Raw genomic sequence first — 15,807 nt, forward strand, 5'->3', positions numbered from 1 at the left:
TGGCGCCGGAGTCGTTTATTGGCGGGCCGTTCGCGCTGGTGCAGAGCGGCGATCTGATCGAGCTGGACGTGCCGCAACGCAAGCTGAACGTGCTGGTATCGGATGAAGAGCTGGCGCGTCGCAAGGCGGCGTGGGTCGAACCGGCGCCGCGGTTCACGCGCGGCTACGGCGCGATGCATCAGGTGCACGTGATGCAGGCCAACAAGGGTTGCGACTTCGACTTCCTGCAACGCGAAGGCGCGGCCGGAGCCGCCAGCGACAACGGCGCTGGCGAGCCCGAGATTCACTGATTGAACAGCCGCAAACGCGTCGGAAAACCTCCGACCGGGCAAATCTGGCAGTCAAGCCGCGCGCAGGAGACCAGGCGGCAATGCCAACGATAAGGACTGCATATCTTGCCGACCGGCCTGTCGGCGGATCTGTGACGACGAGAGCGATAACTGGATGCCCGATGGCGGCCAGGCAATTTCGTGCGGCATAACGCGCCGCTATAACTCCAATGACAACAAAGGACGATCTGATGAAAAAGACTTACAAAAAAGAAGCCAGGCTAGCCGTCGCGGGCATGGCGGCCATGCTTGCTGCGGGCGGAGCTTTCGCGCAAAGCAGCGTGACACTGTACGGGGTGATCGATACGGGCATGGGTTATCTGAACAGCCAGGCACCGTCGACCGGGGCGACGAAGGGCGGCAAATCGGTATTCAAGCTGGTCGAAGGGGTGTGGGGCGGCGAGCGCTTCGGCTTCAGGGGCAGCGAAGATCTGGGCGGCGGCACGCGGGCGATCTTCCAGCTCGAGGAAGGCTATAACGCCGACACCGGCGCAGAGAGCAAGGCCGGCCTGATGTTCAGCCGTGCATCGTGGGTCGGTATCGCCAACGACACCTATGGTTCGTTCACGGCGGGTCGCCAGTACACGCCTTACTACAACATGCTCGCGCAGTACGGTCCGACACCGTGGCTCACCGGCGCCTTCGGTGCGCACCCGGGCGACCTCGATGCGCTCGACACCGACTACCGCATCAACAACTCGCTCATGTACACGTCGCCTTCGTATGGCGGTCTGAAGGTGAGCGGCATGTATGCATTCGGTGGCGTGCCGGGCAGCACCAACGCTGGCGCATCGTGGAGCGTGGGCGCCCAGTATCTGGCTGGCGCGGCAGGCATCGGCGTCGGCTTTGCGCGCTTCAACAATGCGACCGAAGGCGGCGGCGCGTGGAGCTCCAGTTCCACGGCTTATTCGGGCACGGGCGAGCAGGGCGAGTCGAGCATCACGAACGGCTATCAGAATGCGGCCGCGCAGCAGCGCTTTGCCGTCACCGGCGGCTATACGTTCAGCCCGCAATGGGACGTTTCGGCGTCGTATTCGAACGTGCAATACATCGCGGGTCCGAAGTCGGGCTTCGCGAGCACGGCGATCTTCAATACCGGCGGCGCGGTGCTCCATTTCCGCCCGATGGTCGCGTGGGACTTCGCTGCAGGCTATAGCTACACCCGTGCGACGCAAGCGAATGGCGTCGAGGATGCGGCGAGCTATCAGCAGATCAACCTGACTCAGCTCTATAACCTGTCGAAGAGCACGCGTATCTACGTGCTGGAAGCATTCCAGCGCGCCAACGGCCAGACCATCAACGGCGGCAAGGTGGTTGCCGCGACGGCGGCGATCGCCGAGCAGTCGGCTGCATCGTGCCGCAGCCAGTTCGGTGCGACGATCGGTATCAATCACACGTTCTGATGCTGTAGAAGGTTGAGGGTGACGGCGTCGTTCGATGCCGTCACCCTCGCGCCGGTGCCGGTTTGCTCCGCCTGCGCATGGTCGTTTATGTCCCCGCCAGGCCAGGCCTGCACGAATGCGTGCGCCCCGATGTGTAAGACATCGTGAGCGTCCGGTTTCCACCTTATCAAGCCCCTATCGAGCAGCGGACAGCCGTGCCGCGGCCCTTGCCACCTCTCCCGGAGACCGCCTGGAGCCACGCTTTCCACGTCTCGCAGACGCATCCTGCCTACGGGTATGTCCTAGGCCGCAACGAGGTCATATATTTATACAATCTCATCTTGTCTTACAACATGGCGGCTTGTGCTAAGTTGTAAATCGGGATCGGGGTTGGCCACACCGATGGAATAATTTTGAGGAGATCAACGATGAAAAAAAATTTCGCCCTGACCGGTGTATCGATGATGGTAGCCGCCTCGGTTCTCGCGTTTAGCGCAGGTGCAGCGCAGGCACACACGTTCCGTGTTGCCGACGTGCATAGCGACACCTTCCCGACCGTCATGGCAGTGAAATTCATGGGCGACGAGTTGTCCAAGGAGACCAACGGCGCGGATACCGTGAAGGTCTTCAGCAACAGCGCGCTCGGCTCGGAAAACGACACGATCGACCAGGTCCGCGTCGGAGCGATCGACATGGTCCGCGCCAATGCCGCAGCGTTCAACGAGATCGTGCCGGAATCGATGATCCCCTCGCTGCCGTTCCTGTTCCGCGACACCGAGCAGTTCCGCAAGGTCATGTACGGCCCGGAAGGTCAAAAGATTCTCAACGCCTTTGCGGCCAAGGGCATGATCGCGCTCACCTTCTACGAGAGCGGCGCGCGTTCGATCTACGCCAAGAAGGCGATTCACTCGCCGGCCGACATGAAGGGCCTCAAGGTGCGCGTGCAACCGTCCGATCTGATGGTTGACGAAATCAAGGCCATGGGCGGCACGCCGACGCCGATGCCGTTCGCGGAAGTCTATACGGGGCTGAAGACGGGTCTGGTCGACGCGGCCGAGAACAACATCCCGTCGTACGTCGAAACCAAGCATTACGAAGTGGCGACGCAATTCTCCGAAACCGAGCATTCGATGACGCCGGAAGTGCTGGTGTTCTCCAAGAAGGTGTGGGACACGCTGACGCCGCAGGAACAGACGGCGATCCGCAAGGCTGCCGCCGACTCGGTACCTTACTACGTCAAGTTGTGGACCGCGAAGGAAGCCGAAGGCGTCCAGACCGTGACCAAAGCGGGTGTGACGATCACGCCTGCCGGGCAGATCGATCGTGCTGCGTTCGTGAAGGCGATGCAGCCGGTGTGGGCGAAGTATGAAAGGACGCCTGAAATGAAGCAGATCGTCACTGAAATTCAGGCGATCCAGTAAGCCATTCCCAGCGTTACCGTGGCCGGAAATCCTTGTGGAGCACGCGCAGGGGTTTCCGGGGTTCGTCGTTTGGGTTGGGTTCGGTTCAGTTCAGTTCAGTTCGGTCGCGGGTCCGCCCAGGTGTGGCGGCGGGTTCGTGTGGGGAATCACGGCTTCGCTGCTCTGTACGAGGAAGAAATAGATGAACTTCGTGAAATGCTCGCTCGGGGTGTTGGCCCGCGTGGCCACCGTGCTGGCGTCGATTTGCCTCGCCGTGCTGGTGGTGCTGGTGATGTACAGCGTGGTGATGCGCTATGTCTTCAACGACGCCCCTGACTATGTCGAACCGGTCGGCCTGTTGATGGTGCTGGTCATCGCGTTCTTCGGCGCCGCGCTGAAGGTTCGCGACGGCGGGCATATCGGCCTCGATTCGCTGGTCAAGAAACTGCCGCCCAATGGTCAGATTGCGATGGCGGTGTTTCAGCAACTGTGCGTGATGGCGTTTTCGGTGGCGGTCTGTTTCGGCGCGACCACCATGGCAACGACCACCTTCGATGACCAGATCCCCATTCTGGGTCTGCCGGAAGCGATCCGCTATGCGATTCCGTTCCTGGCCAGCGCCTGCACCATCCTCTTTTCAATCGAACATCTGCTGGACCTCTTCGCGCGGAAGCGGGCGTGATCAATCATGGAACTTGCGATTCTAACTGTCAGTTTTCTTGTCTTCCTCGTACTCGGGGTTCCCGTTTCTTTCGCGCTGGGGCTGTCCTGCATCCTCACCTATCTGCATGAAGGGCTGCCGGCCGCGACGGCCATCCAGTCGATGGTCTCGGGCATCAATGCCTTTTCGTTTCTCGCGGTACCGTTCTTTATCCTGTCGGGCGAGCTGATGTTGCACGGCGGTATCGCCGACCGCATCTTGCGCTTTGCGCAAGCCACGGTCGGGCATTTCCGCGGCGGCCTCGGCATGGCCAATGTGGTCGCCTGTACCTTGTTCGGTGGCGTCTCCGGATCGCCGACCGCCGACACCTCGGCGATGGGCGGCGTGGTCATTCCGCTGATGAAGCGCGAAGGCTATAGCGCGGCCTACGCGGTCAACGTCACGACGCATGCCTCGCTCGCTGGCGCACTGATGCCGACCTCCACCAACATGATCATCTACGCCCTCGCGGCGCAGGGGATTACGGGCATCGTGGCGGGGCAATCGGTGAGCGGCGTGTCGATCGGCGATCTGCTGTTCTCCGGACTGGTGCCGGTGCTGTGGGTCATGGGTTTCGTCCTGCTTGCCGCGTACTGGCAAGCGGTGCGCTACAAGTTTCCGCGCCGCGCCGACGGCTCGACGGAACTGCCGAAGTTTCCCGGCTGGTTCATGGTGGCGCGGACTTTCCTCGGCGCTCTGCCGGGATTGATGGTTATCCTGATCATTCTGACCTGCGTGGCCAAGGGCATTGCGACGGCAACCGAGGCCGCGGCCATTGCTGTGGCGTACTCGCTGGTGTTGACCTTCGTCGTGTATCGCACGATGACGCTCAAAAAGCTCGCCATGGCGTTGGCGCGTGCCACCAAGACCACGGGTGTCGTGCTGTTGCTGATTGGCGTGTCGAACATGCTGCGTTTCCAGATGGCCTACCTGGAAATTCCGGACGCGATCCAGCACCTGCTCGAACACGCGACGACCATTCCGTGGCTGATGCTGCTCTATATCAACATCCTGCAGGTGTTCCTTGGCACGTTCGTCGATATGGCGGCGCACATCCTCATCACGACGCCGCTGTTCCTGCCCATGGCGATGCACTATGGCGTCGGCCCCGTGCAGTTCGGCATCATGATTCTGTTGAACTGTTCGCTGGGACTGGTGCACCCGCCGATTGGCTCCGTGCAGTTCATCGGTTGCGCGATCGGCGAAGTGTCGATCGGAGAGACCACCAAGATTGCCTGGCCGTACTACCTGGCCATTTTCAGCGCGATCAATATCGTCACCTACGTGCCGATGTTTTCCACCTGGTTGCCGAGCTTGATCAACGGTCATCCGGTGTACTGAGTTTTGGCGTATCGCTTGCGTGAGGACACAGAACCCGGCTGGCCGGGTTCTGTCGCAAGGTGGCGTCAGATCGCCAGGGATGGCGCCACAATCGCGCCTAAGGCCTCATCAGCAACGCGTCAACGCCTCCCGTTCCTAAGCTCTTGCGCGGTGAAATCGAAACTGGCGAAGCTGCCGCCTTGATACTTCTGGGCGGTGGCATCGAGCGGATTGGTTTTGGCGAGAATCTCCGCGGCGTAGTCTTCCGCGTTCTGGCGCGGCTGATAACCGAGGCGTGAAGCGCCTGCATTGTCCCAATAGCTGCGCGTGTTGTTCGACACGCCCCACACCACCTGATAGCCGAGATCCGGCACGTTGACCGATAGATCGATCAACTGCAGCAGATCTTCGAAACCGAGCCATGTGCTGAGGTGGCGGAATTCCGTCGGTTTTTCGATGCAACTGCCGATGCGGATACTCACGGTCTCAATGCCGTGCTTGTCCCAGTAGAGCCGGCCAAGCGCTTCGCCCCACACTTTGCTCAGACCGTAAAAGCCGTCCGGGCGGAAATCGCAATCGAGTGTGAGCTTGTCTTCGACGGAGTGCATGCCGATCGAATGATTGGAGCTCGCAAAGATGATGCGGCTGACGCCATGGCGGCGCGCGCCTTCATACACTTCGACGAGTCCGCGCAGGTTGTTCTCGATGATTTCGGGCAGCGGGCGCTCGACGCTAGTGCCTGCCATGTGGATCAGCACGTCCACGCCTTTCAGCAGCTGGTCGACTACGGCAGGGTCGCGCAGATCGCCGTGCATGACGTCTTCGCCGTCGACGATCGGCTCCAGCGGGCGCGAGCCTGCGGCCGAACGCAAGTTGGCGCCGCGCTCGAGCAGGGCTGTGCGCAACACGCGGCCGAGCTGACCGCCTGCGCCGCTCAATGCAATTTTTTTCACGGGTCTCATCCTTATCTTGAAGATTCAGCAAAGCCGGGGCTGCCTTAAAGGAGCCCGGTGCTGTGGGGGAGGCGCTCGCCATCTGCCTGAACTGCCGTGGCTTGGCGCGCGCGAATGCTGTCTGCTGGTCGCCCGCAAGGGCGTGGACGCAGCTTCGTTGATGGTGTCAGGCAATCATGTCAATTCGTCGAAAAGTTGTCAAGCAAATGAAGATTGGGCCAGGAGTTTCCCTAGCACATAGATATCCGTCACACGGCTCCGCCAGCGTTGTAAATGTTTGCCTACCGCTCACAAACGCCGGTTTGCAGGCTTGAATCCGAAATCGTCGCTCTCCCGGTTCATCGTCGACGCGCAGACCTGGTGCTATCAAGCCTTCATTCCATGGCTTGACATCTATTGCGTTGTATAACAACAATGCTCTCGGCCTATCTGCATGAATACGTCACCTGAAACGCGTCCGTCCATACAGCGGACTGAAGGCCGACGCGAGCCTGCCAGCCAGGTCTAGACAGCAGTGAAAGAACCGGTCAGAGAACCCATAAAAAATATCAGGAGGCAATCGTGGCAACGCGCAATAGAAACGTCCGTGAACGCACGAGGAAGAGCAGCGGTCATGGCAGCGAACCGGGTTCGCCCGGCCGCCGGGCATTTATGGTCCTTGCGGGGGCATCCGCAGGCGCAACCCTGCTCGGCACGCTGCCAGGTTGCGGCGGCAGCGTCGACAGCCCGCCCGGCGCCCTCGATCCAATCTGGGGGACGGCAGGCCTCGCCACGCAGATCCTCAACTCATTGCAGGGCATCACGCAGTCGATGTTCCGGAGTGTGGACTTCACGGTGACCAGTTACGGTGCGCAACCCTGTTCGGTTGTGGCCGCAACCAATCCCTTCACGGGCACGACTTCGCCTACGAGCCCGGGCGCCAACCTGACCAACGCCGCCGGCGCGTTCGACTCGCGGCCTGCCTTTCTCGCCGCCATTCAGGCATGCAATGCGGCGGGCGGCGGCCGGGTCGTGGTGCCGTCGGGCAACTGGTATTGCGCGGGTCCTATCGTGCTTCTGAGTAATGTCAATTTTCACCTGAGCAGCAATTGCACGATCTACTTCAGTCCCAACCCGGCAGACTACGCCAAGGATGGCCCGGTCGACTGCGGAGCGAACGGCAAGCTGTTTTATAGCCGCTGGCAGGCAAACGATTGCCTGAATTTCGGTGCACCCGTCTACGCGCGCAATCAGACGACGATCGCCATCACCGGCGAAGACACCACCTCGGTGCTGAATGGTCAGGCCATGACGCCGTTCGCCGGCAGCGGCAACACGAGTACCTGCTGGTGGACCTACAAGGGCTCGAAGGGGGAGTATGGTTGCGCGGGTTCGTCGACGCCGTCGCAGGCCTACACGAACCCGAACAACGTGGACCTGAAGACCGTCGCACCCGCGATCTCCGAGGCGCTGTATACGCTTCTGACGAGCCCGACGACGCCCTGGCAGCAGGACCAGAACTACCTGCCGGCGTTGTCCGAAGCCGGGGTGCCGGTGGCGCAGCGAATCTTCGGTCTGGGGCATTATCTGCGTCCGTGCATGGTGGAGTTCATTGGCTGCACGAACGTACTGATGGAGAACTATCACACCCAGAACACACCGTTCTGGCAGCACCACCCAACCGATTGCACGAACCTCGTGATTCGCGGCGTGTTCGCCGACAGCATCGGGCCGAACAACGACGGCTTCGATCCCGACGCATGCAGCAACGTGCTGTGCGATACAGTCACGTTCAATACCGGCGACGACTGCATTGCGATCAAATCGGGCAAGGCGCTCGATACGGAGTACGGTTCCTCGCAGAACATCGTCGTGCAGAACTGCACGATGAATAGCGGCCACGGCGGCATCACGCTCGGCAGCGAAATGAGCGGCGGCGTGCAGAACGTCTACGCGCGCAATCTGCAGATGCTGAACCAGAACTGGGCGACCAATCCGCTCAATATCGCCATTCGCATCAAGACGAATATGAATCGCGGCGGCTTCGTGAAGAACTTCTACGTCGATACGGTCACCCTGCCGAACGGCATCAATCTCACGGGCAGCGGCTATGGCAGTTCGTTGCTGGCCGGCAGCCCGATCAACAGCACGGTGCCGCTTGGCGTGGCCACTTCGACGGCGGGCAATCCTTCGGCATCGCAAGGCGGTCTGATCACCTTCGATTGCGACTACGACCCGGCTGGCGACGCCGTGCGGGAGAGTCCGCCGGTCGTGCAGAACGTGAATATCTCGAACGTGCAGGTCACCGACGTGACGTTGGGCAGCAAGTCGGGTTCGTGTTTCCAGGCCATCGTCGCGCAGGGGCCGGTGGGCTTCGATTACAACGGACCCGCCCCGACACCAGCGATTCCGCCCATCACGGGCGTCACGATTTCGAACTGCAATCTGGGCACGCCGGTGAACAACGGCGCCGCTACGGTCACGACGCCGGGGCCGATTTACGCGTACAACGTCAATGGCATCACGTTGAAGAACGTCATCATTGGCGGCCAGACTTACAACACCACAATCGTCGACCAGCGCTAGCCGGCTAGCGACACGCACATACGGTTGACGATACGGGGACGGGACCGAGCGATCGCGCATGACGAGTGCGCGGCGGCACCGGTCTCGTCCCCGACTCTTTGAAGGAGCAGCAGATGGGTAGGGATGGAGCGATGCGTATCTGCATCGAACGGGACTCGCGCACACCGCGCGTCAGGTTGTCTGGCCCGCTGGAGGTCAATCCATGAGCGCCGTATCGAGCATGCGTGCGCAACGGGTGGAAGCCGCGGGTGCGTTGCCGGCGACAGTAGGTGAAAGCCCGGTCTGGCAGGCGGCGGAAGGCGCCTTTTATTGGGTCGATATTGTGGCGCGCAAGATCATCCGCCTGCATCTCGAGTCCGGCGTTAGAACCGAATGGGTATTGCCGGAACGTGTCGCGTGTTTCGCTTTCGGGCGCGAGGGTGGCCTGTTGGCCGGCCTCGAAACGGGGCTCTTTTCCGTCACGCTGCCCGAATCAGGTGAAGAACATGACGCGGCGGCCCAGCAGGCGCAAGTACGCAAACTGGCTGCGCCAGCGTTCCCGCTGCCGGACATGCGCTTTAACGACGGCCGTTGCGATCGTCAGGGGCGCTTCTGGGCGGGCACGATGGTGCAGGACAATCCCACTGCGCGGCCAGCCGGTGAATTGTTCCGTTTCGATACGGCGGGCACGCTGTCGGCTTCGATCGTCGACGGGCTGATCGTGCAAAACGGACTCGCATGGTCGCCGGATGGCGCCACCATGTACCTCTCCGATTCGCATACGTCACAGCGCCTCATCTGGGCCTTCGATTACGACGAGCACACGGGCGAGCCGCGTAACCGGCGCCTCTTCGCCGATCTGCATCACTATGTGGGCCGGCCCGACGGCGCCGCGATGGACGTCGACGGCTGCTACTGGATCTGCGCCAACGACGCGGGCCGGGTGCTGCGCTTCACGCCCGAGGGCAAGCTGGACAGACAGATCGAATTGCCCGCCATGAAGCCTTCGATGTGCGCATTCGGCGGGCGCGAGCTCGATACGCTGTTCATCACGACGATTCGCCCGGATGCGGGCGCCAATGAAAGCGATGGACATGTGTTTGCGGTCCGGCCCGGTGTCACGGGTTGCGCGGAGACGCCTTACGGCGGCGTGCTCTGAAGCAGTCGGCGCCGCGCCGCGGCATCTGCGGCGCGGATTTGACGCCGGTTTACAGTCCCGTTCAGCGCGCATTTCCAGCGTGCAACGGTCCTTTGTGTGGCAGCGCGTTTTGGTTGCAGGCTTAGGGGCGCTATAGTTACCCGATTTTCCAGTCGGAGTTCACTATATGAAGGGTTTCGTCAAACGGGCCTGTGCAGCGCTGGCGGCGTCGCTCGCGCTATCGGCAGCCAGCCTCGTTTTGGAGCCGGCAGCGCGGGCCGATGAAATCTCCGTCACACAATGGGGCAGCAGCCTCTACGGACTGCCGTATGCGGTCGCGATGGACAAGGGCCTCTTCAGGAAGGCCGGCGTCGATATCACGGGCATTCTCACTTCGGGTGGCGGCGGCACGACCGTGCGCAATATCCTCGCCAGCAAGACGCCGTACGGCGAGGTCGCGGTAGCGGCGGCGCTGGCCGCGCAGCGCCAGGGGCTCGATCTGGTCATCGTCAACGTCGGCACGCGCAGCGTCGCGGAAGCGTCCATGGTCACGATGCCCAATAGCAACGTGCAATCGGTTGCGGACCTGGCCGACAAGAAGGTGGCGATCACGTCGCCCAAAGGCGTGTCCGAAATGCTGTTGCTGATGGTGCTCAAGCAAAAGGGCGTCGACGCCGGCAAGGTGACCCGGGTCGCTTCGGGCGGCTACGTCAACGGACTGACCATGCTCGAACAGGGCGCGGTCTCCGGCGCGGTGCTGATCGAGCCGCTGTCGATCGTGCGCAAGACAAATTACCGCACCGTGTATCGGGCGGGCGACATTCTGCAGCCGATGACCACCTCGGTCGGCATCACCACGCGTGAATTCGCCCAGACGCATCCCGACGAACTGCGCGCCATCATCGCCGGACGCCGCGCGGGCGTCGACGCCGTGTACGCGGACCCAGCGGGCGCCGCAGCCCTGCTGCAGACGAGTTTCAAGCTCACGCCCGAGGTCGCGCGCGAAGCCGTGAACAATATGGTCAAATCGCGCATGTGGAGCGACGGCGAATTCAACCGCGCCGAACTGGACCGGATGACCGACGGCCTGAGGCTGATTGGCGAACTGAATGGGGATGTCGACTGGTCGAAAGTGGTGGATACGCGCTTTCTGCCGCCCGACCTGAAAGCGAAGAGCACGCTATGAAGACGGGGCATTCGCATCCCACGCTGCAGATCGTCGAGTCGCCTGCCCAGCATGCGGCGGCGTCGGGCGAGGCGCATGTCGAACTCACGGGTGTCACCCGTTACTTCCCAAAGAGCGATTCGAAAGACCTGCTGCATGCGCTCGGACCGGTCGATCTCACGCTGACGCGGGGCGAGTTCTTCTCCGTGGTGGGCCCGTCCGGTTGCGGCAAGTCCACCTTGCTCGATACGCTGGCGGGGCTCGTCCAGCCAAGCTCCGGAACGGTGACGTTCGAAGGCCAGTTGGTGAAGGGCGTGCCGGACGGCGTGGGCGTGGTGTTTCAGGAGGACGCGTCGTTTCCCTGGTTGAATCTGCGCGACAACATTTCGTTCGGGCTTCGCATGGCGGGCGTCGACGGCGCGGAGATCCAGCGGCGAGTCGACTACGCAATGGGTTTCATGGGACTGCGCGACTTCGAGACAGCCTACCCGTCGCAGTTGTCAGGCGGTATGCGGCAGCGCGTGTGTATCGCCAGAACGCTGGTGCTGCAGCCGCGCCTCATTTTGCTCGATGAGCCGTTCGGCGCGCTCGATCAGCAGACCCGTCTGCTGATGGGCGACGAGTTGCTGCGGCTATGGCGCGAAACCTCGGCCACGGTACTGCTGATTACCCACGCACTCGATGAGGCGGCGATGCTATCCGACCGCGTCGGTGTGATGTCGGCGCGGCCGGGTTGTTTCATCGACATTGTCGAAACGGGCTGGGAGCGCTCGCGCGACAGCCGCGTGGTGGCGACGCCGCGCTTCGGCGAGATCAACGCGCGTCTGTGGGAAAAGCTGCGGGTCGAGTCGTTGAAGGTGATGGGCGCGCATTAGGCGCGTGCTGCGCCTGAGTGTTTTCATCCGAGCCTGGGAGTTCGAAGTGAAGGCGGTAAGTTTGATCCGTATTGCCGTGGTCGCGGGTTTTATCGGTCTTATCGAATTGCTGTGCCGTAGCCACGTCATTCCATCCAGCGTGCTGATTCCCCCGTCCGCGATGGTCACGCACGGCATCGACCTGCTACGTAGCGGCAAATTCGACCATGACATTGCGACGAGCCTCGTCAACATCGTCGTGGCCTCGATCGTCTCGGTGCTGCTCGGTTTCGTGCTGGGGCTGGCGATTCACGCGTTGCCGTCGGTGCGCCGCTCGATCGAACCGTTGTTGTCGAGCTATTACGCGGTGCCCACCTTCATTTTTTATCCGGTCTTCATCGTCATCCTCGGCATTGGCTCGCTGCCGATCATCGCGATTGCCGTGCTGCTCTCGGTCGTGACCATGATTACGGCGACCTTGAACGGGCTCGACCGGATTCCGCGTGCGCTGCGCAAAAGCGCTCAGGTGATGCGGCTTTCGCGCTGGCGTGCGGCTTTCTATATCACCTTGCCTGCCTCGCTGCCGTATCTGTTTACCGGCGTGAAGTTGGCGGTGGCGTATGCGTTCATCGGCGTGATCGCCTCGGAATTTATCCTGTCGGGCTCGGGAATCGGTTACGCCATCGGCTACGCGTACAACAACTTTCAAAACGACGACATGTATTCGCTGATGCTGTTCGTGCTCGTGCTGGTGACGCTGGTGAACGTCGTGCTGAACCGCATCGATCAGCGGTTCCAGGCACGCCGGCGGCGCTGAACAGACGGACAGCCGGAGATTTCGTCATGAAGAGATTCACTGATTCGTTGCTGGTGGCGCTGGTGATTGTCGTTTGCTGGCAATGCCTGCATTGGGCCGTCGGCAACCATTCGCTCAGTTCGCCGCTGAGCACCGTGGAGGCGCTGATCCAGATGCTTGGCACCGCTTCGTTCTGGGACAACGCAGCCGAGACCGCCAGAGCGCTGGCCTACGCGCTCGTCATTGCGCTCGCGGGCGGGGTGACGCTCGGCGTGCTGCTCGGCGTGAACCGCCAGTCCGGCCTCGTCGCGGAGCCGATTTTGCTGAACCTGTATGCGCTTCCCAAGGTGACGTTGTATCCGCTGGTGTTGCTCGTATTCGGGCTGGGGTTGTCCGCGAAAGTGGCCTTCGGGGTCATGCACGGCCTGATCCCCATCCTGATGTTCACCATGAACGCGATTCGCGAGATGCGGCCGGTCTACCTGCGCGCGTCGAAAGCCATGCGGTTGTCGTTCGTCCGCACGATTGTTCACGTCGTATTGCCGGCGATCCTGCCCGAAGTCGTGTCCGGTCTGCGGCTCGGCTTTTCACTCACGTTGCTGGGCGTGTTGATCGGCGAGATGTTCGCGTCGCAACACGGGCTTGGCTATCTGTTGACCACGGCGATGAACCTGGGGGATATCCGCACGATCATGGCGGTGGCCCTGTTTCTCACGGTGTTCGCCCTTTCGTGCAATGGGCTGTTGATGATGGCGGATCGTCGCCTGAAGCATCGCTGAGCGGTTCGTCATGCGTGGCGAAGCATCGATTTCACTTCTTTCAGTCAAGGTAGAGACAACATGTACGACGTATTCCAGACGGATCGCCTGATCGACTTTTGGTTGGCCGAAGACATCGGCTATTGCGATCTGACCGCGCAGTTGATGATCGAAGCGCACGAGATCGGCGCCTTCGCCATGAACGCGCGCGAGACGCTGATCGTCGCGGGGATCGACGTTGCCGCGCGGATCTTCAGGCGCTATGACCCGACGCTCGAAGTCAACGTCCACGTCAAGGACGGCGAGAAAATCGAACGCGGCACCGTCATGCTCGACGTGAGCGGCACGGCGCGCAGCGTGCTGACGGCGGAGCGCACGGTACTCAATATCGTGCAGCGCCTCTCGGGCATCGCCAATCTGACCGAGCAGTACGTGGCGGCCATGGCGGGCACGAAAGCCCGCCTGATCGACACGCGCAAGACCACGCCGGGTTTGCGGATGCTCGAAAAACATGCGGTCACCTGCGGGGGCGGCCTGAATCACCGGCTCGGTCTGGATAACGGCGTGATGATCAAGGACAACCATATCGCCGTATGCGGCGGCATTGCCAAGGCCGTGCAGCGCGCGCGTAAGCAGTTGCCGGTGCTGACAAAACTGGAGGTCGAATGCGATAGCCTCGCCCAGGTCGAGGAAGCGCTTGCTGCGAATGTCGACGTCATCATGCTCGATAACATGTCGCTCGAGGACATGACTCGCGCGGTCGAGATCGTGGGCGGCCGGGTGATGCTGGAAGCGTCAGGCGGCATCAACCTGGCCACCATCGGCGCGGTTGCGAGGACCGGCGTCGATTACATCTCCACCAGCAAGATCAATCAGGCGGCGGCGTGCGTCGACATTGGTCTGGACGAGGCCGAATAGACGCGTTCGAGGCGGATCAGCAGCGGGTCAGAAGCGAATCAGAAGCCGGTCCGGTTCGCCATCCAGTTCGCGGCCGCAGCTGAAAGCAGCGAAACCGCGGCGGCGTTGAGCGGCGCGAGACCCTTGCAGATTTCCGTCACCGATGTCGCGGCAGCCGGAGTCTCCATGGCTTCCGCACAAGCGAGCAATCGTCCGAGCACGCCGGCGCGAGTCTGAATGGATTCGCGTACCGGCTGCGCCAACTGCAGTTCAGCAAACAGATCGGCAGGCTCACGCTGCAACACCGCCGGCAACAGGGACGTCATGCCGGTCATGAAGGCGTTGTCGGCGAGCTCTTCGTCGTCCGGCTTGAGCCTGCGCGCGGCCAGTTCCATGAAGCGTGCCCGCGTGCCGACCAGCTGGACGAGCGCATTGGAGGCGACCGCGCGACTATTGCCATCTGTGTAAAGAGCAAGCAAGGCCCAACGCCGAAGCCATTCGGTGCCGACAATCTGGACCGCGTCGCGAACCCGCATGCGCTCACGTGTCGATGCGTTATGCGTCGAGCTGGCGAAGCGCAGCAGTTGCATCGTCAAGGCGGGATTGCGCTTGACCTCGTCTTCCACGCTCGGCAGGGGCGGCTCGGCGCTGAGCAGCACCAGAAGCTGCACCAGCGCCTGACGCAGCGGTGGAATCCTGCGCACGGCCAGCAAGTGCGGATGGGCGAAATAGTACCCTTGAAACAGATCGCATCCGGCATCGAAGGTCCAGCGGTAATCGTCCGGCGTTTCGACCTTCTCGGCGACGACGCGCTTGCCCGCCCGGTGCATCTCAGTGACGAAGGGTTTCAGTTGCGCGGGGCTCCAATGCGGCACCGCCACTTTGACCAGATCGGCACAAGCGAATACTTCCGTGCGCGCCAGGGTGGCCTCGCGGATGTCGTCGAGAGCGAAGCGGTAGCCCGCGCGAGACAGCGTCTGGATGCGCTGGACCAGTTGCGGGTCCTGTTGCACGGTCTCAAGGATTTCGATGACGAAATGGTCCCGCGGCAGCAGCGTGAACATTTCGTTCATGAGCCAGTCGCGTCCGGCCCGCATATAGCCAGTGTGTCCGCCCAGAACGTTCTCTATTCCCAGTTCGCCAAGCGTTTCGACGACGATATCCGCGGTTGCGCGAATGCCCTCGGTGAGGCGGACTTCGTCGGGTTCGGCGCGATCCGGCTGGGTTGGACGGAACAGCAATTCGTAGGCGACGAGCTGGCCTGTGCGGTCGAGGATAGGCTGGCGTCCAAGGTACGAGGTCATCGCGATCATGGACAGCGCGGCAGCGTCGTGCATCATGTCATTCATACGGGTCGCCGCTTACTGGAAATGTGGCATCGATCAGGAATCCTGCCTAGACGAATGGTTCGGCCTTCTACATGCCGATCCGCCTGTCCTTGCGGAGCAGGCGCACGCTTGAGATGGAGGCGGTTTGCGGGTGGGAACACCGGGTTACATCTGGCTATGTTTGAGCGAAGTGGGGAGGATACATCGACTCAACCCGACTTGGGGAAAGTTCTCGAAAGGGGA

At 61.8% G+C, this 15,807-nt stretch carries 14 protein-coding genes; 12 read left to right on the forward strand and 2 right to left on the reverse strand.

From position 1 onward, the window contains the following. From P3T43_RS29385 to P3T43_RS29405, 5 genes are all read left to right on the forward strand, one after another. A partial coding sequence (locus tag P3T43_RS29385) for a dihydroxy-acid dehydratase (RefSeq protein ID WP_429284514.1) occupies window positions 1-290 on the forward strand: 290 nt, incomplete at its 5' end. 230 nt (window positions 291-520) lie between these two features. After that, window positions 521-1,732 (forward strand): porin, encoded by a 1,212-nt coding sequence (locus P3T43_RS29390; RefSeq protein WP_429284515.1) that lies wholly within the window; start codon window positions 521-523, stop codon window positions 1,730-1,732. 407 nt (window positions 1,733-2,139) lie between these two features. Then, window positions 2,140-3,132, forward strand: coding sequence for a TRAP transporter substrate-binding protein (locus tag P3T43_RS29395; protein ID WP_429284516.1), 993 nt, complete (start codon window positions 2,140-2,142; stop codon window positions 3,130-3,132). A gap of 181 nt (window positions 3,133-3,313) precedes the next feature. Further along, window positions 3,314-3,793, forward strand: a complete 480-nt coding sequence (locus P3T43_RS29400) for a TRAP transporter small permease (protein ID WP_429284517.1) — start codon at window positions 3,314-3,316, stop codon at window positions 3,791-3,793. Between the two features lie 6 nt (window positions 3,794-3,799). Beyond that, window positions 3,800-5,152, forward strand: coding sequence for a TRAP transporter large permease (locus P3T43_RS29405; protein WP_429284518.1), 1,353 nt, complete (start codon window positions 3,800-3,802; stop codon window positions 5,150-5,152). Between the two features lie 119 nt (window positions 5,153-5,271). On the opposite strand, the gene P3T43_RS29410 is transcribed toward P3T43_RS29405, so the two are convergent. Then, a complete protein-coding gene (locus P3T43_RS29410; RefSeq protein WP_429284519.1) occupies window positions 5,272-6,084 on the reverse strand; it encodes an NAD-dependent epimerase/dehydratase family protein in 813 nt (270 codons plus the stop codon). 651 nt (window positions 6,085-6,735) lie between these two features. On the opposite strand from P3T43_RS29410, the gene P3T43_RS29415 reads away from it, so the two are divergent. The 7 genes from P3T43_RS29415 (at window position 6,736) to nadC (ending at window position 14,257) form a co-directional block, all read left to right on the forward strand. Then, window positions 6,736-8,649, forward strand: a complete 1,914-nt coding sequence (locus tag P3T43_RS29415) for a glycoside hydrolase family 28 protein (protein ID WP_429284607.1) — start codon at window positions 6,736-6,738, stop codon at window positions 8,647-8,649. A gap of 202 nt (window positions 8,650-8,851) precedes the next feature. Next, on the forward strand, window positions 8,852-9,787 hold the full coding sequence (locus P3T43_RS29420) for an SMP-30/gluconolactonase/LRE family protein (protein ID WP_429284520.1): 936 nt from the start codon (window positions 8,852-8,854) through the stop codon (window positions 9,785-9,787). 166 nt (window positions 9,788-9,953) lie between these two features. Beyond that, on the forward strand, window positions 9,954-10,952 hold the full coding sequence (locus tag P3T43_RS29425; RefSeq protein WP_429284521.1) for an ABC transporter substrate-binding protein: 999 nt from the start codon (window positions 9,954-9,956) through the stop codon (window positions 10,950-10,952). Then, a complete protein-coding gene (locus tag P3T43_RS29430; protein ID WP_429284522.1) occupies window positions 10,949-11,806 on the forward strand; it encodes an ABC transporter ATP-binding protein in 858 nt (285 codons plus the stop codon). The genes P3T43_RS29425 and P3T43_RS29430 overlap by 4 nt, the downstream gene beginning before the upstream one ends. 61 nt (window positions 11,807-11,867) lie before the next feature. Further along, complete coding sequence (locus P3T43_RS29435; protein WP_429284523.1) at window positions 11,868-12,602, forward strand: ABC transporter permease; 735 nt, start codon at window positions 11,868-11,870, stop codon at window positions 12,600-12,602. Window positions 12,603-12,628: 26 nt separating this feature from the next. After that, complete coding sequence (locus tag P3T43_RS29440; protein ID WP_429284524.1) at window positions 12,629-13,360, forward strand: ABC transporter permease; 732 nt, start codon at window positions 12,629-12,631, stop codon at window positions 13,358-13,360. Window positions 13,361-13,420: 60 nt separating this feature from the next. Then, a complete protein-coding gene (nadC, locus tag P3T43_RS29445) occupies window positions 13,421-14,257 on the forward strand; it encodes a carboxylating nicotinate-nucleotide diphosphorylase (RefSeq protein ID WP_429284525.1) in 837 nt (278 codons plus the stop codon). A gap of 38 nt (window positions 14,258-14,295) precedes the next feature. Here the strand turns inward: nadC and P3T43_RS29450 are convergent, their stop codons facing one another. Next, entirely contained in the window at window positions 14,296-15,585 is a 1,290-nt protein-coding gene (locus tag P3T43_RS29450) for an EAL and HDOD domain-containing protein (RefSeq protein ID WP_429284526.1), read from the reverse strand. Window positions 15,586-15,807: the final 222 nt, after the last annotated feature.

The sequence above is a fragment of the Paraburkholderia sp. GAS41 genome (assembly GCF_050436545.1).
In the GTDB taxonomy this organism is placed as follows: Bacteria; Pseudomonadota; Gammaproteobacteria; order Burkholderiales; family Burkholderiaceae; genus Paraburkholderia.